Origin of the sequence: Thermoanaerobacterium aotearoense, from assembly GCF_009905255.1 — a bacterium.
Taxonomy (GTDB): Bacteria; Bacillota; Thermoanaerobacteria; order Thermoanaerobacterales; family Thermoanaerobacteraceae; genus Thermoanaerobacterium; species Thermoanaerobacterium aotearoense.
In genome coordinates this window covers 118,196-141,225 of sequence record NZ_CP047602.1, presented here as the reverse complement: position 1 = coordinate 141,225, position 23,030 = coordinate 118,196, and the positions used below count along the sequence as shown (strand labels likewise).

24 protein-coding genes are annotated in these 23,030 nt (G+C 36.8%); 11 read left to right on the top strand and 13 right to left on the bottom strand.

Translation table 11 applies throughout. The features are described from left to right. Positions 1-6: 6 nt before the first annotated feature. From sufB to GSH73_RS00755, 3 genes are all read right to left on the bottom strand, one after another. Entirely contained in the window at positions 7-1,410 is a 1,404-nt protein-coding gene (gene sufB / locus GSH73_RS00765) for a Fe-S cluster assembly protein SufB (RefSeq protein ID WP_014757349.1), read from the bottom strand. A gap of 13 nt (positions 1,411-1,423) precedes the next feature. After that, a complete protein-coding gene (gene sufC, locus GSH73_RS00760; protein WP_014757350.1) occupies positions 1,424-2,176 on the bottom strand; it encodes a Fe-S cluster assembly ATPase SufC in 753 nt (250 codons plus the stop codon). 241 nt (positions 2,177-2,417) lie between these two features. Beyond that, positions 2,418-2,714 carry a hypothetical protein gene (locus tag GSH73_RS00755; RefSeq protein ID WP_014757351.1) on the bottom strand — a complete coding sequence of 99 codons (297 nt, stop codon included), beginning with the start codon at positions 2,712-2,714 and terminating at the stop codon, positions 2,418-2,420. Positions 2,715-3,102: 388 nt separating this feature from the next. Here GSH73_RS00755 and GSH73_RS13740 point away from each other — a divergent pair, with 388 nt between their 5' ends. From GSH73_RS13740 to GSH73_RS00705, 8 genes are all read left to right on the top strand, one after another. After that, the gene (locus tag GSH73_RS13740; protein ID WP_014757352.1) at positions 3,103-4,185 is read left to right on the top strand and encodes a peptidoglycan-binding protein; all 1,083 of its coding nucleotides are present in this window, start codon (positions 3,103-3,105) and stop codon (positions 4,183-4,185) included. Positions 4,186-4,197: 12 nt separating this feature from the next. Continuing rightward, the gene (locus GSH73_RS00740) at positions 4,198-4,437 is read left to right on the top strand and encodes a phosphoheptose isomerase family protein (protein ID WP_014757353.1); all 240 of its coding nucleotides are present in this window, start codon (positions 4,198-4,200) and stop codon (positions 4,435-4,437) included. Then, positions 4,421-4,615, top strand: a complete 195-nt coding sequence (locus tag GSH73_RS00735; RefSeq protein WP_014757354.1) for a TNT domain-containing protein — start codon at positions 4,421-4,423, stop codon at positions 4,613-4,615. Before GSH73_RS00740 ends, GSH73_RS00735 begins: the two co-directional genes overlap by 17 nt. Position 4,616: 1 nt before the next feature. Further along, entirely contained in the window at positions 4,617-4,805 is a 189-nt protein-coding gene (locus GSH73_RS00730) for a hypothetical protein (protein ID WP_014757355.1), read from the top strand. 196 nt (positions 4,806-5,001) lie between these two features. Then, positions 5,002-5,430, top strand: a complete 429-nt coding sequence (locus tag GSH73_RS13820) for a TNT domain-containing protein (protein WP_084214891.1) — start codon at positions 5,002-5,004, stop codon at positions 5,428-5,430. 1 nt (position 5,431) lies between these two features. Next, complete coding sequence (locus tag GSH73_RS00720; protein WP_014757357.1) at positions 5,432-5,704, top strand: hypothetical protein; 273 nt, start codon at positions 5,432-5,434, stop codon at positions 5,702-5,704. A gap of 291 nt (positions 5,705-5,995) precedes the next feature. Further along, complete coding sequence (locus GSH73_RS00715) at positions 5,996-6,142, top strand: hypothetical protein (RefSeq protein WP_014757358.1); 147 nt, start codon at positions 5,996-5,998, stop codon at positions 6,140-6,142. A 679-nt stretch (positions 6,143-6,821) separates the two neighbouring features. Beyond that, on the top strand, positions 6,822-7,367 hold the full coding sequence (locus tag GSH73_RS00705; RefSeq protein ID WP_038068628.1) for a DUF5673 domain-containing protein: 546 nt from the start codon (positions 6,822-6,824) through the stop codon (positions 7,365-7,367). Between the two features lie 56 nt (positions 7,368-7,423). On the opposite strand, the gene GSH73_RS00700 is transcribed toward GSH73_RS00705, so the two are convergent. Beyond that, positions 7,424-7,708 (bottom strand): co-chaperone GroES, encoded by a 285-nt coding sequence (locus GSH73_RS00700; RefSeq protein WP_014757361.1) that lies wholly within the window; start codon positions 7,706-7,708, stop codon positions 7,424-7,426. A gap of 39 nt (positions 7,709-7,747) precedes the next feature. Continuing rightward, positions 7,748-8,323 carry a glutaredoxin domain-containing protein gene (locus tag GSH73_RS00695; RefSeq protein ID WP_014757362.1) on the bottom strand — a complete coding sequence of 192 codons (576 nt, stop codon included), beginning with the start codon at positions 8,321-8,323 and terminating at the stop codon, positions 7,748-7,750. A 179-nt stretch (positions 8,324-8,502) separates the two neighbouring features. Here GSH73_RS00695 and GSH73_RS00690 point away from each other — a divergent pair, with 179 nt between their 5' ends. Next, positions 8,503-8,691, top strand: coding sequence for a small, acid-soluble spore protein, H family (locus GSH73_RS00690; protein ID WP_014757363.1), 189 nt, complete (start codon positions 8,503-8,505; stop codon positions 8,689-8,691). 46 nt (positions 8,692-8,737) lie between these two features. Here GSH73_RS00690 and GSH73_RS00685 read toward each other — a convergent pair whose 3' ends face one another. From GSH73_RS00685 to GSH73_RS00675, 3 genes are all read right to left on the bottom strand, one after another. Beyond that, the gene (locus GSH73_RS00685) at positions 8,738-9,958 is read right to left on the bottom strand and encodes a DUF438 domain-containing protein (RefSeq protein ID WP_014757364.1); all 1,221 of its coding nucleotides are present in this window, start codon (positions 9,956-9,958) and stop codon (positions 8,738-8,740) included. Positions 9,959-10,091: 133 nt separating this feature from the next. Beyond that, complete coding sequence (locus GSH73_RS00680; RefSeq protein WP_014757365.1) at positions 10,092-11,069, bottom strand: SPL family radical SAM protein; 978 nt, start codon at positions 11,067-11,069, stop codon at positions 10,092-10,094. A 64-nt stretch (positions 11,070-11,133) separates the two neighbouring features. After that, positions 11,134-11,613: a hypothetical protein gene (locus GSH73_RS00675; RefSeq protein ID WP_014757366.1), complete on the bottom strand. Its 480-nt coding sequence runs from the start codon at positions 11,611-11,613 to the stop codon at positions 11,134-11,136. 308 nt (positions 11,614-11,921) lie between these two features. Here GSH73_RS00675 and adhE point away from each other — a divergent pair, with 308 nt between their 5' ends. Then, the gene (adhE, locus tag GSH73_RS00670) at positions 11,922-14,501 is read left to right on the top strand and encodes a bifunctional acetaldehyde-CoA/alcohol dehydrogenase (RefSeq protein WP_038068632.1); all 2,580 of its coding nucleotides are present in this window, start codon (positions 11,922-11,924) and stop codon (positions 14,499-14,501) included. Positions 14,502-14,764: 263 nt separating this feature from the next. Here the strand turns inward: adhE and hcp are convergent, their stop codons facing one another. Next, positions 14,765-16,405, bottom strand: a complete 1,641-nt coding sequence (gene hcp / locus GSH73_RS00665; RefSeq protein ID WP_014757369.1) for a hydroxylamine reductase — start codon at positions 16,403-16,405, stop codon at positions 14,765-14,767. A 149-nt stretch (positions 16,406-16,554) separates the two neighbouring features. Further along, on the bottom strand, positions 16,555-17,538 hold the full coding sequence (mgrA, locus tag GSH73_RS00660) for an L-glyceraldehyde 3-phosphate reductase (protein ID WP_014757370.1): 984 nt from the start codon (positions 17,536-17,538) through the stop codon (positions 16,555-16,557). Between the two features lie 142 nt (positions 17,539-17,680). Between mgrA and GSH73_RS00655 the strand changes: the two genes are divergently transcribed. Continuing rightward, positions 17,681-18,118 carry a DMT family transporter gene (locus GSH73_RS00655; RefSeq protein ID WP_014757371.1) on the top strand — a complete coding sequence of 146 codons (438 nt, stop codon included), beginning with the start codon at positions 17,681-17,683 and terminating at the stop codon, positions 18,116-18,118. 40 nt (positions 18,119-18,158) lie between these two features. Here the strand turns inward: GSH73_RS00655 and GSH73_RS00650 are convergent, their stop codons facing one another. The 3 genes from GSH73_RS00650 to GSH73_RS00640 all read right to left on the bottom strand — a co-directional run bounded on the left by GSH73_RS00650 (position 18,159) and on the right by GSH73_RS00640 (position 23,002). After that, positions 18,159-18,329: a zinc-ribbon domain-containing protein gene (locus GSH73_RS00650; RefSeq protein ID WP_014757372.1), complete on the bottom strand. Its 171-nt coding sequence runs from the start codon at positions 18,327-18,329 to the stop codon at positions 18,159-18,161. A gap of 158 nt (positions 18,330-18,487) precedes the next feature. Next, positions 18,488-18,694: a hypothetical protein gene (locus tag GSH73_RS00645; RefSeq protein ID WP_014757373.1), complete on the bottom strand. Its 207-nt coding sequence runs from the start codon at positions 18,692-18,694 to the stop codon at positions 18,488-18,490. 45 nt (positions 18,695-18,739) lie between these two features. Beyond that, positions 18,740-23,002 (bottom strand): 2-hydroxyacyl-CoA dehydratase, encoded by a 4,263-nt coding sequence (locus GSH73_RS00640; protein WP_014757374.1) that lies wholly within the window; start codon positions 23,000-23,002, stop codon positions 18,740-18,742. Positions 23,003-23,030 lie beyond the last annotated feature (28 nt).

Here is a 23,030-nt window from a genome sequence, read left to right as displayed (position 1 = left end):
TCTCCTTTACCCTATAGTTCCTTCAAGTTCCAGCTTGATAAGGCGATTAAGTTCTACGGCGTACTCAAGCGGAAGTGACTTTGCTACAGGCTCTACAAATCCTCTTACGATCATGGATCTTGCTTCATCTTCGCTTAATCCTCTTGTCATTAAGTAGAATATCTGCTCGTCGCTGATTCTTCCTACCTTTGCTTCATGCCCTATATCGACATTGTCATTTAAAACCTCTATTATAGGCATAGTATCTGATCTTGATATTTCATCTATCATAAGGCCTTCACACTGCACAGACGCCTTTGCACCTTCCGCATTAGGTCCTATACGCAAAAGGCCTCTGTAGTTTGTGATTCCACCATCTTTAGATATGCTTTTTGCCAATACCTTTGATGATGTGTACGGTGCTAAATGTATCATCTTAGATCCTGTATCTAAATGCTGTCCTTTTGCTGCAAATGTTACACCTGTGTACTCAGACTTAGCCCCTTTGCCTCTTAAAACAGATGCCGGATAAAGCATTGTCTTGTGGCTGCCAAAAGAGCCTGATATCCACTCTATCACGCCGTCTTTGTCGACTAAAGCTCTCTTTGTGTTTAAGTTGTAAGTATTTTTGCTCCAGTTTTCAATAGTAGAGTAGATAAGCCTTGCTCCTTCTTTTACAAAAAGCTCAACACAGCCTGCGTGTAAATTGGATACTGCATACTGTGGTGCTGAACACCCTTCTATGAATCTCACTTCGCTGCCTCTGTCTGCTATAATAAGCGTGTGCTCAAATTGACCTGTTCCCGGTGCATTCATTCTAAAGTACGCCTGAAGCGGCACTTCTACTTTCACATTTTCAGGTACGTACACAAATGTACCACCGCTCCATATAGCCCCGTGTAGTGCTGCAAACTTGTGGTCATTTGGCGTAACATTCCTCGTCATAAAATACTCTTTAATAACGTCAGGGTACTTTTTCAAAGCTGTGTCCATGTCTTCAAATATTACGCCTTGTTTTGCCAGATTGTCTTTTATGCTGTGGTAAACTACTTCTGAGTCGTACTGCGCGCCTACACCAGATAAAGCCTTTTTCTCTGCCTCAGGAATGCCAAGCTTCTCAAACGTATTTCGTATGTCTTCAGGCACTTCGTCCCATGAGTTTTTCATCTTCGTGTCAGGGCTTAGATATGCTACAATGGAGTTTATGTCAAGCTGACTTAAATCAACGCCCCACGTAGGCATTGGCTTGCTTTCATATATTTCAAGAGATTTTAAGCGAAAATCCCTCATCCATTTAGGTTCGTTTTTTCTTTCAGATATCTCCTCAACGATCTTTTTAGAAAGCCCTTTTTCCGTCTTGTACGAATACCTGACTTCGTTTTTTATGTTGTACCTGGAAAAATCTATATCATTAACAATGGTTTTCTTCATCTGATTCACCCCTTTATGACAGAACTTCGTCCAGTATAGACTCGTATCCTGTCTTCTCCAGCTCCTTCGCCAGATTTTTGTCTCCTTCTTTGACGATTCTTCCATGAGCCAGTACAGATATTACATCAGGCTCCAAATAATCCAATATCCTGTTGTAATGAGTTATTATAAGTATTGACATGTCTTCCACTTTCAATTTTCTCACTGTTTCAGCTACAACCCTTAAAGCGTCTATGTCAAGACCTGAATCTATTTCGTCCAACATGACAAGCTTTGGATTTAACATGGCCATCTGCAAGATCTCGCTTTTCTTCTTTTCTCCGCCAGAAAAACCTACGTTTAAGTACCTTGTCCTGTATTCTGGCTTCATATCCAGCATATCCATCTTTTCCTTCATGCTTTTCGCAAACTGCAGCATAGGCATGTTTTTATTTGTAACTGCATTTAAAGAAGTCCTTATGAAATTATCTACTGTAATCCCTGGGATTTCCTCAGGCGATTGGAACGATAAAAATATGCCTTTCTTCGCCCTTTCGTTTACCTTTAAGTTTACGATATTTTCTCCTTCAAAAAGTATCTCACCGTCTGTCACTTTGTAATGTGGATTTCCCATTATCACATTGCAGAGAGTACTTTTCCCACTGCCATTGGGTCCCATAATAGCATGTATTTCTCCTCTTTTTATAGTCAAATTGAGTCCTTTCAATATCTCTTTGCCGTCAACTTCTGCTTTGACATCTTTTATTTCCAACAAATTATCCTTCATATTTACACTCCCTTTTTAATTCCTACTATTTTAATGGGATTACTTCCATGTTTTAATTATACCCTAATATGAAAAAAAATCAATAAATATATGAAAAATATACTCATTGTTTATTTTTGCCTTGTGTGACACAATCTATAGCAGAGAAAAATAATATGAATTTGAAAAAAAATAACATACCGCAAGAATTGTTGCAGTATGTTATGTCAATCCGTTTTCTGATTTTAGATTAAAGCGTTTTTCATTTTTTATCGTTACTTAGTTTTTTAGTGGCTAATTTAATGTTATTCATTTTATTATAACGATGAATCCAATATATAAAAAATAAAACAATTAAAATTATATATGAAATAAAAATATGTATTTCCAGAGAATTAAGCTTATCTTTACTTAAGTTAAATAAATGTAAAATTCCCATTGACACAAAGGCTAACATTGTAATAAAATCTCCACCTATCATATCAATTTCTTTTTTTATTACTTTCCTTATTAATTGAATTAGCATAACTAATGCCATGAAAAACCATACATATGCCATGTCCTTACAGCACCCTTTCTACTTTTGACTTCTGATGCCCGTAACTATTCCTATACTTTTATAAGGCTGTCCCTTTAAATTCCCTCTTAACATTACTTGTTTTTTATCAAATTTATTGACTTAAATTTTATTGTTTTATTGCTTTATTGTCAAGAATGATTTTTAACATCACATCCAGTTTCTCGAAAAATGTCGAAATTTGCGAAAAAATTTTTATAATCAGAACTAAACTTGATAAAAAAATAACCGAAACAAATAACATATAGTTACTAAAAAGCCAATTTATATATTTTTAAAACTAAGCACATTTTTGTTAGAAAGGATGATGACAAAAAAATTATTTACTTTTTATTGATTTAAAAATACAATAGAGGGAGGAAGTTAATAAGTGAATGCTATAGCTTCAGGGGGAGGAACTTTAAGGTCAACATGGGTTCTGGATAACCCAAACACATACATATCAAAAGGAAGTACAGGAGAGGTAGTAAAACAAACACAGCAAATTCTTAATAAATTAGGCTATAATACTGGTGGTGTTGATGGAGTATTTGGCAAAAATACAGATGCTGCAATACGTAATTTTCAAAAGTCACATGGATTAACAGCAGATGGTATAGTCGGACCAAAAACATTAGCAGCATTAAGACAGGCTGCAGACAACACTTCATTATCATCTTCAAACGGAAGTGTAAATAAAACATACATCACGTACAACAGCAGCGGAACAAAAAATGTCATAAACAATTCAAAAATTGATGTATTAGCAGGAGATTTAAGCAGAAATACAAGTACGACAGTATATAAGACATATGATAAAAACGGCAAAACACAAACAACAAGCTTTTTCAGTGTAGTAAAAAATTTTGGAGAAGGATTAGGAAAAGCCGTAGAAGATACAGCAAAAGGTGTAGCAAATGTTGTAACACATCCCAAAGAAGTAGTCAAAGGTATAGAATATGCAGTATCGCATCCTGCTGAGACAGTAAATGCAATAAAAAACGAAACAGTAAAAACATACAATGAATTTAAAAACGGAGATGCAAATACAAAAGCAAAAATACTTGGTGACATAACAGGAGAAGTTGCTTTATCAGTAATAGGCACAAAAGGAATAGACAAAGTAGCAAAAGCAGTGAAAGAAGTAGGAGTAATAGCAAGAACAGCAGAAGCAGCAGAAACAGTAGACGATGCAGCAAAAGCAGAAAAAATTGTTTGTACTGTTGAAAAAACTATAGAAGCAAGTGTAGTGAAAACCACAGATAATAAAATTCCAATAACCAACAAGCCAAATTCGGTTGTCGAAAGAATTGATACTGATGGGAATATAATTCAAAGAAGATACTACGATTCAAATGGTCGAGCAGTTAAGGATATTGATTATACTAATCATGGTAATCCAAACCAACACCCAGAGGTTCCTCATGAACATACGTGGGATTGGAGCAATCCTGACAAGCCTGTAAGAAAGTAAAGAGGTGATAAAATGAAGTACAGCTACTTAGAACTCAAAGAGGATTTAAGTATTGGTCATGAAGTAGAGTTTTTATACAATGGTGAAAAATATTCGATTAGTCATAATGAAAAAGGATGGTATTTGACGAAATTTAGTGATAATATCTATCAATCTTTTTGCAATAGCGAGGAACTTTTAAAAAAAGCACTTATAAACAATAAGCGTATCGAAGAAATTTGGGACAATGTAGTCGTTGAGTCAGTTTTTTAAAGTATCAATTCTCAAATTAAATAAATACCATGTATATGAAGTAGTAAAACCTTTTGAAGGATTAGAAGGTAAGACAGCTCCATGGTTTGACCAGCCTGGTGGAGGGATACAATACAAAATGCCAAAAACAATAAAAGAATTGATAAATGAAGGATATATAAGAAAGGTGGAAAAATAATATGAATTTAAAAGAATTAAAAGAAAAACTGATAAAAAATAATATACCACAAGAATGGTGGGGAATACCTGGACAATTTGATCCGTTTGCTGATTTCTGGTTAGAACAAAATAATGAAGAGGGAAATTGGATAGTGTATTACCAAGATGAGAGAGGGAATAGACGCACTATAAAGACTTTTTTATCATAAGAAGATGCTTGTGACTTTTTTTACAAATATGTAACTGAGAGTTATGAAGAAGCAAAACCTTATATAGGTAAAGGCAAAGATTTATAAATTTCAGCACCATAGATTAAAGCTATGGTGCTTTTTAAAAATAAAAGCCTATAATTAAGCAGAAACAGTAGGTGATGCAGCAAAAGCAGCAGGTGTTACGGAAAGAGCTATAAAAAATGTTTCTGCAACTGCTGAAAAAGTAGAGACAACAACTGTAGAAGAAGCTACTTCAAGTTCATCAAAAATCGCTTCAAAATGGCTTGATAAAAATGGTAATCCTATATGGCCACCAAATGATGGGTTTGAAGGTAGTTCTACAGTAAGAACTTTTAAACCTGGAGAAAGATTTGATAGGTATGGTGATGAAACAGGAGAATTTACAGCACCTATAGGTACATCTTTTGAAATGAGATCTTTGCCACCAAAATATAAGATTACAAAACCATATAACGTATATGAAGTAGTAAAACCTTTTGAAGGATTAGAAGGTAAGATAGCAACATGGTTTGACCAGCCTGGTGGAGGAATACAATACAAATTGCCTAAAACAATAGAAGGATTGATAAATGAAGGATATATAAGAAAGGTGGAAAAATAATATGAATTTAAAAGAATTAAAGGAAAGACTAATAAGAGAAAACATACCACAGATATGGTGGGGTATACCAGAACAATTTGATCCTTTTTCTCTCTCATGGTTAGAACAAAATGAAGAAGGTATCTGGATAATATATGATCAAGATGAGAGAGGAAATAAGTATACAATAAAAACTTTTGTATCAGAAGAAGAAGCATGTGACTTTTTTTACAAATATGTAACTGAGAGTTATGAAGAAGCAAAACCTTATATAGGTAAAGGCAAAGATTTATAAAATTCAGCACCATAGTTTTAATCTATGGAACAGTAGCATCACATGAAGAATGGGGAAGACCAGGAGGAGCAAGACAAATATTTGTACCAAACGCAGACGTATTAAAGGAGGTGAAGTAGCACATGACACTTAAAAGGAATAAACTATACGAAGTAAGAAATTAATAGAAGCAATAGACGATGTAATGCCTGAGTTAGAAAAAGAAATAGAAGATAGAAAAAAGGCATACCAGGATATGGAAAGGTCAATCAGCTTGAATTTATAAAGAAGGAATTAGAAGAGGTAAAAAGAATGGCAGTAGAGAACAGATTGCCACCGAAGAACAAAAGAGCATTTCAATATCCATGGTATTTCACAGATGGGTGGAAAGTCGAACCGAAAATAAAAGATAAACTTTGGGATATTGCTCGTATGTATGAAAGACAACTAAAAGACTGAGAAAATATGAGATTGTGGTGGGTGTATTTTCAGTATCTTAAACAGATTGAAAAATTCATTTTTTCTTACTTTTATTAGCATAAAATCTTTGATAAAATAAAAGTAAGTTTTTATTTTTCAAAATTATACAAAAACGAGGTATGATGATGGGAAAGCTATTAATTAGAATTTTAATTGATCGACTATTATATTTGTTAATTGCATTATATGGAATTATCAGGGTATTTATCGTTAAAGGTGTTATAGACAAAATATTTTTATTTGCAATATTCATTACATTCTCTCATGAATTTTACAAAACTTTTAATCAACAAGCTAAACTCAAGTGATAAAAGAATTGATTCTATTTTATCCGCTGTAATAATTTTCATAGGTTTTGCTATGGCTGGTTGGACGAGATACAAGCAAGCTTTGCACGATATAATTGCTGGTACCCTTATAATAAAAAGTTAAATTTTTTAAATGGAAGGGTGAGCAAAATGTTCAAACTTTTTATAAGAGCATTGATTTCTGGTTTAATTTTTACACTGTTAATGTTTCTGTTATTTAAAAAAGAAAAAAACGACTTTAAAAAGAAAAGTTTAAAGCAATTCATCTTAATGTTCTTAGTTTATTTCATTGCATATATGATTATTAGCTTACTCATCAAGTAAAATTTTTCTGAAGGGGTATCATGTATATGAATAGAAAAAACATGATAACAATAATCATTGGTGTATTAATAATGGCTTTTGGATTAATTATAGGATCATTAAGCAGATATAACATCTTAGAAAAAATCTTTTCCTTTCTCTTAGTGGCAGTAATACTTGCCGTAATATGTGATATATACCTTCTTTTCAAGGACAAAAGATTTTTTGGAAAAGCAAAATGGATAGTAAAAACAAGCAATAATACATTACTACTTACAATCAGCTTGTACTGCACCTTAATACCGAATTTAAGCATTAATTCTAAAGACTCTCTGCACACTATGCTTATCTCAATCATCTTTGTATCTGGGCTAATTCCTTTTTTTCATTCCATATTAAAAGACGGAATAAATGAAAAAGGCATATTTCATTGGGGCAATTTATACACATGGGATAAAATCCAAAGTTACAGTTTTACAGATAATTTTTTAGTCATTGCTTTAAATGCCTCCGCCAATAAATTCAAATTAATTGTCAAAAAAGAAGATAAAGAAAATATCAAGCTTTTATTAAAAGAGCATATGAAGCGCTAACGTCAATCAACAAATAAAAATAACAAGCCAAGAAAAAAACCGAGAATAAGTCTCGGCTATATTTCATCTACATCGACGTATTTAGCTATTATATCATCAACAGGAATTATCAAATATTCGGTATCACCGTGCTTTATTTTAGTGCCAGAAAATTCTTTATATATGACTCTATCGCCTATCGATATCTCATCTGTGGCACCGGCTGCAAGACCTTCCACAATGCCTTCATGCAACTTTTCTTGCGCATTTCGAGGGATTATTATTCCTCCTATTTTTTTATCTCCTTCCGCTTCTTCAAGTCTTATAAGAGCATTCCCATTTACTGGTTGTATCTTTTCCATGTACATCATCCTTTCTAAAATTATTATTGTAAATAATTTTTATCCTTGGATACCTAATAGAGTATTCAATCTGGCCTTATCAAACCCTACTACTATTGTGCCATCTATGTCAGTCTGTGGCACACCCCTTTGTCCGCTTCTCCTTACAAGCTCCTCAGCAGCGCCAGGATTTTTGGTCACATCTACTTCTCTAAATGGTATATTGTTTTGTCTTAAATATGATTTTGTGGCGCTGCACCACGGACATGAAGGCGAGGTGTAGACAATGACCCTATGATATTTTTTTGACCCGTCACTTGATTTTACAGGTGATGTAGTAAGCAGCTTTTCGTAATAATCTTCTGTCTGTACACCGTAGACTATCTGCTGCACTTTTCCATCGCCGTATGCAATTAAAGCAGGTACAGCAGTGATGCCAAATTCTGTGTGCAACCCTACCTCCGATGCATTTACTGCATAGACTTTTACATCTTTGTTTTTATCGCTGAATTTCTTTAAATTATCTAATGCCTCTAAGCTTTTTTGAGATTTATTAGAGTAAAATAACAGCATGAAAAAATCTGTTGACTTTTTTATGTCTTCAAATTCACTCCTATCTTTTATAAAGCTTAACATACGCAACACCTCTTACAATCATATATAAATCGCGGGAATATACCCCCCAATGGTAGCTGGTTAATCTACAATATATTATATTCATACTGCATTAAAATGTCAACATATCGGACATCACGAGAAAAGTATATGTTTATATAAGCTAATGTATACTATCTATAAGGAAAGGAGTTGTTTTTATGAAATATGAAAGAGCCGAAGAAATATACAATTCTCCATCAAATTATGAAGTTATCTATGATGGTCAAGTAGTATGGATAAACTCTCTAAACCCCCATAAAAAATACGCTAATATCAAATTTTTGCACGACAACGCCATCATGGATGTGCCTGTAGGCCTTTTAATCGAAGGCAAGAAGTTAAGCTAAGAATAAGGGCAGCCTTTCTCCATTGCAGAAAATAGCTGCCCTCATCTTACGACATTAGTCGTTTTTCTCCTTCCAAGGCTTTAATAGGCCCTATATCTTGTGTTACCTCCAGTGTTCCCAGATACTCTCCTTCTTTGTCTCTTACAGCAAAATACCTGATGTACACGTATTTGTCGCCCATTTTTATCCAGAAATCTTCATGACTCTTTTTTCCTGATTTAAAATCCCTCAAAAGTTCTTCTACCACATGGACGCTGGCAGGCGGATGGCAATACTGAACCTTTCTGCCGATCACAGCCTTCGTCCTGGCAAAAATCCTGTCTTTCCCATTTGAAAAATACCTTACCACATCGCCTTTGTCCACAAACGTTACATCAAAAGGCAAGTTATCAAATATAGCGCTTATTTCTTCTGTCTTTAATATACCTGTGTCGAATTTAATATATCCACGCCCCACATCATTTGCAACTTTTCCTTCTTCTTCAGCCTTTAAGCTTTCCCTTTTTGGTTTCCACTTTGACTCAGGCGATATTAAGCAATATCCGATTTCGTCACTTTCATCCATGATATTTACCCATTCATCTTCAGTAAGCGTATCTAAAGCCATCGGAAGAAGTATGTTTTCTTCTTTGAATATCATCTCTATTATCTTATTGATAAGCTTATTTATCTCATCTTTAATTGCACCTTTTTTAGACTCATTGTATTCTTTTAAATCTCCGATTGTGGATTTTAAAAGCTCTCTAATTTCATCATCTACGCCCCACATGACACTTGGAGGGCCTGTTATTCCGTACTTTTCCAAATACGGAAACAAGAGATTTTCTTTTCTTGAATAATGTTTGTCAATATCCATGAGAAGATTTATGTTTTCCAAAAGTTTCGATGCACTTTGATTGGTACCATCTCGTTTAAAATCCTCCAACGCAGGCCTTAAATTTTCATTTATGTGCCTTTCAATTGCTCTATTTTCTTCTTTAAACGTATGGACTGGATGACCGGGTATAGTCTCCGGCTTCTTTAGCTGCTCCAATGACTCTTTGAAAACAGCCGCGTGAACATCGCAAAGCCTCTGAATTTCCTTTACAGAAAGCCCCTCATTCATCAACTCCTGTTCTATCTGAGACAATTCTGTATGAGTAATGCCGTCAATTACGTCTTTGAACTTTTGCTTCACCTCATCCACCGATTTGCCTTTGTGAAGCTCTCTTATCACTTCTTTTAAAAGCTCTTGCCTGTGTTCTCTGTTATTTATAAGTTCACTCATAGTAAAGCCTCCTTTCTTAAATTATCATTTAATTGTTTCATTCATATTTATTATGCCGTCTATCTTCTTATTTAAAACAGATGTCTCAACTTAATTTTACCTCAAAATACAGTTATTGCTGTGATATAGGTCACTACTTTACAAATAATTTATCTTTGCTTACGTATTTTGATAATCTATCGTACACAAATTCTTTCATGTACTTTTCATTTTTATAGGTAAATACTCCATCCTTTACTTCCGTATCATAGCAAAATACAAACGATGTTTCTTTAAGCTTTTCCACTTTTTTAGCCTGCTCCTTTACCATCCTAAATGCACCTATATTAAAGTCGTATATATCTTGAAACGGCAATTCTTCGTACAATTTATCTATAAAATCCGAATATATCTTTTCAAAACCATCAACATACATGACAGGTTCTAACGATATTCTCACTTTTACTCCTTTTTCAATAGCCTTTTTTATGGCCATTATTCTTTTGTCAAGGGATGGGGTAGAAGCCTCATAAATCGAAATTACTTCCTGAGGCAAAAGAGACCATGAAAATATTACATTATCCGGAATCACTGTAGATTCAAAAAACGCCGCATTGGCACATTTTGTCCTTATCTCCATCAGCAAGTTTTCATTAGTCATCGCGTATGAAATCCACATAGACGTAAAGCCTGTCAACGGCTCAAATGCCAACAAATCCGTCTCATACGATATACTTAAGTATATTTTTTTATCGCAAGAAATTTTATGAACCTTATCAAAAAAATCTTCTAAATTGACAAAAAACACGATATTTGCAGATGGATACATGCCTTGAAGATAGCAATAATCACATGAGTAAATGCAATTTAAAACATTCGATGTGTGGTAAAACTCATCAATGCCAAAGTTTTCGCACATCTGAGATCCTCTGTATATAAAATCGTACCTTTTCTTTGCCAGTATTATATTTGGATATTTCTTCTGCATGACATAATTCTGCCTTTGCCTTAAAAATACATCGCTATACCTTTGTATTTCAATAACAGTGCTTTTTTTCAATGCATCTAATATTTTTTCTGCAATTGGGTGGTTTAAAACATCTTTTTCAACGTAAACATGAGAAAATTTCATATGCCACTCATCCTCTCAAAGTGTATAAAGATAAAGATAAAGAAAAAAGCGCTCATAGCGCCATTTAAACATCGTTAAGCTTGTGTATATCTAAAAGCAGTTTTACATCCGCTTCTCTTTCAAGTATGTGATCATTCAAAACATCAAACTTCTTGTCTATTCTCTTAAAATTCAATTCAAACTTGCCAAGCTGGCTTGTATGCTTTGTTACTTCTTCAAATGTCTGTTTTAAAATGTAATCAACATCGCTTTGTTGCCTTTCAAGGTTGTAAAGTCTATTCTCTACACTATCAAGCCTCTTGTCCATGCCGTCAAGTCTATTTTCAACACCGTCAAGCCTTCTCTCAACGTTATCCAGTCTTCTCTCAACGTTGTCCAGCCTTTTATCCATATTATCCAGTCTTTTGTCTACATCGTCCAATCTTTTGTCTACGTTGTCCAATCTCTTTTCAACACTGACAAGTCTTTCATCCATACTTCCCAGTTTCCCGTCAATCGAGTCAAATCTTTGAAGCACCAAAGTCATGAACTCTTCATTTGTCAAGGTTTATCCCTCCCCTTGTACCTTTGTGTCCATTATACCATACCCAAAAATCACAAGCAATAAAATAATTTCAGTAAAATTTTTTAGTTAATCGTTTATAAAAAATTTTCTATATTGACAAAATAATAGTGATAATATATCATATAAGTGTAAGGTGATTGTTAAATGAATAACAAAAATTATTTACATCACACAGTCCAAAATTCAATTCATTCAAGCGAATTTCCTGTTGAAATGCTTGAAAAACTGATACAATCACCTGAAATGTAGAGATTTATTGTTAATAAATTAACACGGAGGTGTTTATTATGGCAACGACAAAAACGGAATTAGACGTTCAGAAGCAGATAGATCTACTTGTGTCAAGAGCACAAGAGGCTCAGAAAAAATTCATGTCTTACACGCAAGAGCAAATCGACGCAATAGTTAAGGCAATGGCTTTAGCAGGCGTTGACAAACACGTAGAGCTGGCAAAGATGGCGTACGAAGAGACAAAAATGGGTGTATACGAAGATAAGATAACAAAAAATCTCTTCGCAACAGAGTACGTGTACCACGACATAAAAAATGAAAAGACTGTAGGAATCATAAACGAGAACATAGAAGAAAACTACATGGAAGTGGCAGAACCGATAGGCGTAATTGCCGGTGTCACACCTGTCACAAACCCAACATCTACCACGATGTTTAAATGCTTAATATCCATAAAGACGCGAAATCCTATAATATTCAGCTTCCATCCAAAGGCAATAAAGTGCAGCATCGCAGCAGCCAAAGTGATGTATGAAGCTGCACTAAAGGCAGGCGCACCTGAAGGATGCATAGGATGGATAGAAACGCCATCAATTGAGGCCACACAGCTTCTCATGACACATCCAGGCGTATCGCTGATCCTTGCAACGGGCGGTGCAGGAATGGTAAAAGCGGCATACAGCTCAGGAAAACCGGCATTAGGCGTAGGTCCTGGCAATGTGCCATGCTACATCGAAAAATCAGCAAACATAAAGAGGGCTGTATCGGATCTCATACTAAGCAAGACATTTGACAATGGAGTAATATGCGCATCAGAGCAGGCCGTAATAATAGACGAGGAAATAGCAGATGAAGTCAAAAAGCTTATGAAAGAATACGGCTGCTACTTCTTAAACAAAGATGAAATAAAGAAGCTTGAGAAATTTGCAATTGATGAGCAAAGCTGCGCCATGAGCCCTGCAGTGGTAGGTCAGCCAGCGGCGAAGATTGCTGAAATGGCAGGCTTCAAAGTCCCCGAAGGCACAAAGATATTAGTGGCAGAGTACGAAGGAGTAGGTCCAAAATATCCTCTATCAAGGGAGAAACTAAGCCCGATTCTTGCTTGCTACACCGTCAAAGACTACAATGAAGGAATCAAAAAGTGCGAGGAAATGACTGAATTCGGAGGTTTAGGCCACTCTGCTGTAATACACTCTGAAAATCAAAACGTCATAAATGAATTTGCAAGGCGAGTCCGCACAGGAAGACTTATCGTAAATTCACCATCATCACAGGGAGCAATAGGAGATATATACAATACAAACACGCCATCACTTACATTAGGCTGTGGTTCTATGGGAAGAAACTCAACGACAGACAATGTAAGCGTCAAGAACCTTTTGAATATTAAGCGTGTCGTGATAAGGAATGATAGAATGAAATGGTTCAAGATTCCACCGAAGATTTACTTTGAAAGCGGGTCACTCCAGTACCTGTGCAAAGTCAAAAGAAAAAAAGCGTTTATCGTCACAGATCCATTCATGGTTAAGCTTGGCTTCGTAGACAAAGTGACATATCAATTAGACAAAGCAAACATCGAATACGAAATATTCTCAGAAGTAGAGCCAGATCCATCTGTTGACACAGTCATGAACGGCGTAAAAATAATGAATTCGTACAATCCTGACTTAATAATCGCTGTAGGCGGTGGCTCTGCAATAGACGCAGCAAAGGGAATGTGGCTTTTCTACGAATATCCTGATACAGAGTTTGAAACATTGAGGCTTAAATTTGCAGACATCAGAAAAAGGGCATTTAAGTTCCCAGAACTTGGCAAAAAAGCGCTATTCATCGCAATACCGACAACAAGCGGCACAGGCTCAGAAGTGACAGCATTTGCCGTAATAACCGACAAAAAGAGAAACATCAAGTATCCACTGGCAGACTACGAACTTACACCTGACATAGCCATAATAGATCCTGACCTTACAAAGACTGTACCGCCATCTGTAACAGCAGACACAGGCATGGATGTGCTGACACACGCCATAGAAGCATACGTATCAGTAATGGCATCAGACTACACAGATGCACTGGCGGAAAAGGCTATAAAGATCGTATTTGAATACCTGCCAAGGGCTTATAAAAACGGCAATGATGAAGAAGCCCGCGAAAAGATGCACAATGCTTCCTGCATGGCTGGTATGGCATTCACAAATGCATTCTTAGGAATAAACCACAGCATGGCACACATACTGGGCGGAAAGTTCCACATACCACACGGAAGAGCAAATGCAATACTTCTGCCGTATGTAATAAGGTACAATGCAGAAAAACCTACAAAGTTTGTGGCATTCCCACAATACGAATATCCAAAAGCAGCAGAAAGATATGCGGAAATCGCCAAATTCTTAGGACTGCCTGCTTCAACTGTTGAAGAAGGCGTAGAAAGCTTAATAGAAGCTATAAAGAACCTCATGAAAGAGCTTAACATTCCGCTTACACTTAAAGACGCCGGCATCAACAAAGAACAGTTTGAAAAAGAAATAGAGGAAATGTCAGACATCGCCTTCAACGATCAGTGCACAGGGACAAACCCGAGAATGCCTCTCACAAAAGAAATTGCAGAGATCTACAGAAAAGCATACGGTGCATAGCTTAAGAAAAAGAACGGCTTACAAGTTAATTAAAACTTATAAGCCGTCTTTTTATCACTTTTTTGATACATACATCAAAATCTTATACAGCAAATATATTATAAAAACTAAAGCGCCGACATTTATTATTAAAAATATAGTTGAAATTAAATACATAAATAGGACTCCCCCTTATTTACAAATTATTGCATATTTATATAATATCACAAGTCGAAAGAAATAAATAAACGGCTCATTTAAGAGCCGCCTTTTTGTATCTATATTTAATTCCCCATAAACATCTTTATGTCGTCTTCCACATTTGTTATGCCGCCGATGCCAAAGTTTTCAACTAAAACTTTTGCGACGTTTGGCGACAAGAATGCCGGAAGTGTAGGTCCTAAGTGAATATTCTTTACCCCCAGGTACAGAAGTGCAAGTAATACTATTACAGCTTTTTGCTCATACCATGCAATGTTAAATGATATTGGAAGCTCATTTATATCTTCAAGTCCAAACACTTCTTTAAGTTTAAGCGCAATCACTGCCAATGAATACGAGTCATTGCACTGTCCTGCGTCAAGCACTCTTGGTATGCCGTTTATATCGCCAAGATTTAATTTATTGTACCTGTACTTTGCACAGCCTGCTGTCAATATGACCGTATCTTTTGGAAGTTCTTTTGCAAATTCTGTGTAGTATTCTCTTGATTTCATCCTGCCATCGCAGCCTGCCATTACAAAGAACCTCTTTATAGCGCCAGTCTTTACTGCATCAACTACTTGATTAGCCAAAGCCAATACTTGGTTGTGGGCAAATCCTCCTACTATTTCTCCGCTCTCAATCTCTACTGGCGGTTTGCATCTCTTTGCGTGCTCTATTATTTCTGTAAAGTCTTTTTTCCCATCTGGGCCAGCATCAATATGCTTTACACCTTCAAATCCAACGACACCAGTCGTGTAAAGTCTGTCTTTGTATGAATCCTTTGGAGGCGTCAAGCAGTTAGTTGTCATGAGTATTGGGCCGTTAAAGCTTTCAAATTCTTTATCCTGCTGCCACCATGCATTGCCGTAGTTTCCTGCAAAGTGTGAATACTTCTTAAATGCTGGATAGTAGTGGGCTGGAAGCATTTCACCGTGTGTATATACGTCAACACCCGTTCCTTCTGTCTGCTCCAACAGCTCTTCCAAGTCTTTTAAGTCGTGTCCGCTTATTAAGATGCCAGGATTATTTCTGACGCCGATATTTACCTTTGTAATCTCAGGATTTCCGTATGTGGACGTATTTGCCTTGTCTAAAAGCGCCATAACATCGACGCCGTATTTACCAGCTTCTAATGCAAGTGACACATAATCATTTGCGCTCAAGCTGTCATCCAATGTAGCGATTAATGCTTTTTCAATAAACTCCGATATATTAGGATCTTTAAAGCCGAGGTTTGCAGCATGGAATGCATAAGCAGCCATACCCTTGATGCCATAAGTTATAAGCTCTCTTAATGATCTTATGTCTTCATTTTCAGTAGCAAGAACGCCTACTGATAAAGCCTTATCATCAAATTCGCTTTCATCTTTTGTCCATGTAGCCGCATCATGCAATCCGCTTAACTGTACTCCATTTGCGCTTAATTGGTTCTTTATGGACTCTCTTAAATTCAAGCCTTCTTTGATCTTTCCTACAAAGTAATTCTTGTCAAAATTGACATTCGTTATTGTTGAAAACAATCCGTCGATGATGAATGAATCCGTGCTTTCACTGTTTAAACCATGTTTTCTGGCTTCTTTGTTAACAATCGCGATGCCCTTTAGCGTGTATATTAGCAAATCTTGCAGCCTTGCTGTGTCGTCAGTCTTGCCGCACACGCCTCTTAATGTACAGCCAATGCCTTTCGAAGCTTCTTGACACTGGTAACAAAACATTCCCATATCATTTTCCTCCTTCATTTATTTCAATTCGCCAATGTGCGAATTGTATACAGTATTTCGTACGTTTATTATTATACAATCGCCAATTGATTTTTTCTGTGATAAATATCACAATAGAAAAAAAATATGAGGGAAAACACCCTCATATTTTATTTGGACAATATTTCATCTATTTGTTTCAATTCTTCATGGCTGAATTCCAGATTGTCAAGCGCCTTTACATTTTCTTCTATCTGGCTTACACGACTTGCGCCAATTATTACAGATGTGACTTTTCTCAAGTCCCATGCCAAAGCCATCTGTGCAATGCTTTGTCCTCTTTTATCTGCGATTTTTTTCAATTCTCTTACCTTATTTATATTCTCCTCTGTAAGATTGCCTCTCAATGAAGTATTCTTCCTTACGGCTCTTGAATCATCCGGCACTCCATTTAAGTATTTATCAGTAAGTAGCCCCTGTGCCAAAGGACTAAATGCTATGCTGCCAACGCCTTCTTCCTCAAGGACATCTGTAAGTCCATCTTCTATCCATCTGTTGAACATGGAATAGCTTGGCTGGTTTATTAAAAGCGGTGTCCCAAGCTGTCTTAAGATCTCAGCGGCTTTCTTGGTATCTTCAGCATTGTAGTTTGAAATGCCCACGTACAAAGCCTTTCCTTGTCTTACGGCTTGTGCCAGCGCTGACATAGTTTCTTCTAATGGCGTATTTGGATCTCTCCTGTGGGAGTAAAATATGTCAACATAATCTATGCCCATCCTTTTTAAGCTTTGATCTAAGCTGGAAAGCAAGTATTTCCTTGAGCCCCAGTCACCATAAGGGCCAGGCCACATGGTATAACCAGCTTTCGTAGAAATCAATAATTCATCTCTATAGCCTCTTAAGTCTGTCCTTAAAATCTTGCCGAAGTTTTCCTCAGCAGATCCTGGTGGTGGCCCGTAATTGTTTGCCAAATCAAAATGGGTTATGCCAAGGTCAAACGCCTTCTTGACCATCTCTCTCATGTTTTCAAATACATCGTAACCGCCAAAATTGTGCCATAGTCCAAGTGAAATTGCAGGAAGCATTATGCCACTTCTTCCGCATCTTCTGTATATCATCTTTTCATATCTGTTTTCGTTTGGTATGTAGCTCATTTTTCTCCCTCCTAAATCGGTTTCTATCTTAATTATATAATAATTATTATTAAAAACAAAATATTAAAAAGTTAATTTAATTTTTGTCAATTTAAAAATGTGGTATATTAAATAGGTAAGCTATTTGAAGGGGGAACATCAAATGAACTCTATAATGCTTTATATAGGAACAATTATTGTTGGACTTGCTTTAGGACTGCAATCGCCGATGAACTCGGCTCTTGGCAAGATAGCTTTACCAAAAAACTCTGCGGTCCTTAATAATTTAGTTGGACTCATTATTTTATTTGCAATAAGCTTCGCAGATGGCAGCATAAAACAATTTGCAAGTTTATTTAAAGCACCGACATACCTTTTATTTGGTGGCGTATTAGGATCTATCATCGTTTTAGGGTCAATCATACTGATTCCAAAGCTTGGCGCAGCTACTTTTGCATCTATAATCGTATCAGCACAGATGATCGCCACACTACTTATCGACAATTTTGGACTCTTTGGGGTTGAAAAAACTCCTGTCAATTGGTTCAAAACAATAGGTGTTGTACTTCTCATAATAGGCGTAAGGCTGATAAAAGCATAAAAAAACCTTATAGACTTTCTCTATAAGGTTTTTTCTCAGGTTATCTTCTATAGCCTCTGTTGTTATTGTACTGCTGCTTTCTTGCTTTTCTGCATTCAGGGCATCTCTGAGGCTCATTTTCAAAGCCTTTTTCTTTATAGAAAGCTTGCTCGCCTTCTGTAAAGAGGAATTCCTTGCCGCAGTCTTTGCATACTAATGTTTTATCAGCCACAACACTTTCCTCCTTTTTAAGATTTACAAGATTTAAACAAACCAAATTCCATCCTAAAAAGGGGAAATGTTGTTAAATCTCTTGTTTAAACTACGAATTAAGTATACCACGTTTCATCACAATATGCAACACTTTTATTTATGAAAACCAAATTTTTCTTATTCCTCACTGGTAAAATAGTCCATAAATGCTTTGTCAGCAGCACTTACTTCCATTCCGTTAAACACAATTGTCTTTTTATCCCCATCTTCAGATATTAATGTCAATTTTGAATCAAACGTTGCCGGTATATTTTTGCTGGGCTTAAAATAGTACGGTTTATATCCATCTTCAATAAGCTTGACTGCATAAGAAATCTTATCCATCGTAAAACCCTCCCGTACTACTTATGATGCCCACATTTTAAAAAACTATATTTTTTCAGTGGCAGCAATCTGCTCAAATGCCTCACTGTTTTTCTCCAATTTCTTGAAAGCCACAGACAGCATAAGCTTGATTCTATTTAGCTGGTTTACTTCACTGGCACCTGGGTCATAATCAACTGCCACAATATTTGCTTCTTTGTAAAGCTCTCTTAATGCTTTAATGACGCCTTTCCCCGTTATGTGATTTGGAAGACATGCAAAAGGCTGTATGCAAACTATATTTGATATGCCTTCTTTTAATAATTCCACCATTTCTGCAGTAAGGTACCATCCTTCACCTGTTATGTTTCCAAGGGATACTATAGGTGACGCCAACTCCTTTAGCTCATTGAGAGTCTTTGGAGAGATAAATCTTTTGCTTTTCTCTAAAGCCTTTCTCATCTCTTTTCGATAAAATTCAAGTCCTGCTATGCCGATATTTTGCAAAATCTGCCTTATCTTGCTGCCTGATAAATACTTATACTTTTCATTTGCATGATCCAGTATAAACAGCAAAAAATCAATGAGATTAGGCAGTATCACTTCTGCTCCTTCTTTTTCAAGCACATCAACGATGCTGTTGTTTGCAGTAGGATGATACTTAACGAGAATCTCCCCAACAATGCCAACTTTAGGCTTAACCACATTATTGATCTCAAGATTCTCAAAGTCATGGACAATCTGATGGACATTTTTCTTAAACAACTTCAGATCTCCACTTTTTACAGACTCTATGCACTTTGTCACCCATTTTTCATAAAGCTTATTGGCTGAACCGGGTATCTTCTCATAAGGCCTCACCCTAAGCAGCACATTTTGCAGAAGATCGCCGTACACAAGGCCAATAAAAGCTTTATTCAGAAGCCCCGGCGTTATCTTAAATCCAGGATTCTTCTCCATTCCGACAAAATTCAATGATATGACGGGTATATTTTCAAATCCTGCATCTTTCAAAGCCTTTCTTAAAAACCCTATGTAGTTCGTAGCTCTGCAGCCGCCGCCTGTCTGCGTGATTATGACAGATGTATTGTTTAAATCATACTTACCAGATTTTAATGCTTCAATAAGCTGCCCAACAACTATTATAGAAGGAAAACATGCATCATTGTTTACATATTTAAGTCCTTCTTCAACAGCCGGTTTATCTACAGACGGAAGGACTTCTAAATTATACCCTGAAACATTGAAAGCTTCCTGCAAAAACTGGAAATGTATTGGCGACATCTGCGGTGCCAATATCGTATGCCTTTTCCTCATTTCGTCCGTAAACAGTATTCTATTCATGGTATATGATGTTTTGACTCTTTTCTCATCTTTTCTTTCATTGATAGCGGCTATCAATGACCTTATGCGTATTCTTATAGAACCTACATTGGTACCTTCATCTATCTTTATAAGCGTAAATATTTTTTCATGGGAGCTTAAGATCTCCTGCACTTGATCGGATGTGACAGCGTCAATGCCGCAGCCAAATGAAGTAAGCTGCACAAGCTCTAAGTTTTCGCTGTCAGCCACAAAGCTTGCCGCCGCATAAAGCCTTGTATGGTACATCCACTGGTCAACAACTCTAAGCTTTCTATCAAGTTTGCCTAAATGCGCTACAGAGTCCTCTGTCAATACTGCCACGCCCAGTGATGTTATTATCTCCGGTATGCCATGGTTTATTTCTGGATCTAAATGATAGGGCCTGCCTGCAAGGACTATTCCTCTTTTTCCTGTATCGCGCAGATATTTTAAGACTTCTTCTCCTTTTCTTGCGATGTCGTCTTTTATCCTTTTATCTTCATCAAAAGCTTCTTTTAATGCATTTTCCACTTCACCTTTTGATACGCCAAAAGCTTTCAATTCTTCATAAAGCCTTTTGGCAAGCTTCTCTTTGTCATCCAGCGCCAAAAAAGGACTTAACAACAGAATGTCTTTTTCTTTCAGCACGTCCATGTTGTTTCTGATGACTTCTGCATAAGACGACACAATGGGGCAATTGTAATGATTGTCCGCATCTTCATAGATGTTTTGCTCGACAGGTATGCATGGATAAAATATCGTCTTGATGCCCTTATTTATCAAGTTCACTATGTGCCCATGGACGATTTTTGCCGGATAACATGCAGAATCCGACGGTATTGTGTCCATGCCAGACTCATAAAGCTTCTTTGATGACCTGTCAGACAATATGACCCTAAAGCCAAGCTTTGTAAAAAATGTAAACCACAGCGGATAGTTTTCGTACATGTTTAAAACTCTCGGAATGCCAATGGTACCTCTATACGCCTCACCTTCGCTTAATGGCTTGTAGCCAAATATCTTTTTGTACTTGTAGTCGTAAAGGTTTGGTATATCGTTTTTTGCAATCTCTTTTCCGGCACCTCTTTCGCACCGGTTTCCTGAGATAAACTCCCTTCCGTCATTGAATTTATTTATGGTAAGAAGGCATCTATTTGTGCATTTATTGCACCTGCCGTTTGACACTTCCACGCTAAAGCTTTCAAGCTTGTCTTTCGTAAATATTGTGCTGACTCCTCCACTGTACCTTTCCTTTGCGATAAGAGCTGCACCGTATGCGCCCATTAGCCCCGCTATCTGAGGCCTTACGGCATTTCTGCCTGTAATAAGTTCGAAGCTTCTTAGTATAGCATCATTGAGGAATGTACCGCCTTGAACGATTATCTTTTCTCCTAACTCTTTTGGATCTCTTATCTTTATGACTTTGTACAAAGCATTTTTTATGACAGAGTATGAAAGACCTGCAGATATATCTCCTAACGATGCCCCTTCTTTTTGCGCCTGCTTCACCCTTGAATTCATGAAAACAGTGCAGCGAGAACCTAAATCGACTGGGTTTTGAGCTTTTAATGCAGCTTCAGTAAACTCATCAATTGACATGTTGAGAGAAGACGCGAATGTCTCCAAAAACGAACCGCACCCTGAAGAACATGCTTCATTTAACATTATGCTGTCGATTACGCCATCCCTTATCCTTATGCACTTCATGTCCTGTCCGCCTATATCAAGTATGAAGTCAACACCAGGCAAGAAGTGCTCCGATGCCTTGTAATGAGCAATCGTTTCGATCTCGCCTATATCCACCATCAAAGCTGCTTTAATGAGGCTTTCGCCATATCCTGTTACAGTAGAATTGGCTATATATGCACCATCCGGCATCTTCTCGTATATATCCAAAAGGACCCTTATGACAGAGTTTAGCGGATTTCCTTCGTTACTGCCGTAATAAGAATGGACTATCGCACCGCCTTCATCTATAAGTACAAGCTTTGTTGTAGTAGAACCTGCATCTATTCCTAAGAAAAGACCGCCTCTGGCATCTTTTATATCTTTCTTCAAGACATCAATGCCTTTGTGCCTTTCCTTAAACTCCTTGTACTCATCTTCGTCTGCAAAAAGCGGCCTCAATCTCTCCACATCATTTTTCACTTTGTACGGAAGCGTATGTACTTTATCTCTTAGGTCTTTTAATGTAGTTATTTCATCATTTTTTGCGGAAAGTGCCGCACCTATGGCAACAGCTAACTGGGAATTTTCAGGAACGATGACTTCTTCATCTTTCAAGTTCAATGTTTCAATAAATCTCTTTCTTAATTCCGGAAGAAAATATAAAGGCCCACCTAAAAATGCCACATTCCCTTTTATAGGCCGTCCACATGCCAGACCACTTATAGTCTGATTTACAACTGCTTGAAATATGGAAGCCGCTATGTCTTCCTTCGCAGTGCCTTCATTTAAAAGAGGCTGAATGTCTGTTTTTGCAAAAACGCCACATCTTGCCGCTATTGGATATATGACTTTATGGTTTTTGGAAAGCTCATTAAGACCTAAAGCATCTGTCTTTAAAAGTGATGCCATCTGATCTATAAATGCACCTGTGCCGCCTGCACAACTGCTATTCATCCTCTGCTCAATAGTGCCGTCAAAGTATGTAATCTTGGCATCTTCTCCGCCTAACTCTATGACCACATCTGCCTCAGGAAAAAACCTTTCCACCGTCTTGGTGCCTGCGATCACTTCCTGAACAAACGGCATATTAAGCCACTCAGCTACCGCCATACCGCCAGAACCGGTAACCGCAACAGATACACTGAGATTGCCAATTTTAGAATACGCATCATCTATGAGGTTTACAATAGTATCTTTTATGTTAGATAAGTGCCGCTCATATCTACTATAGATTATCTCATCATTCTCATTTAAGATGACTATTTTGGCCGTAGTAGAGCCTACGTCTACCCCTAAATAGTGCAAATTTCTATTCACTTCAATTTCTCCTTCAAATATATGTATT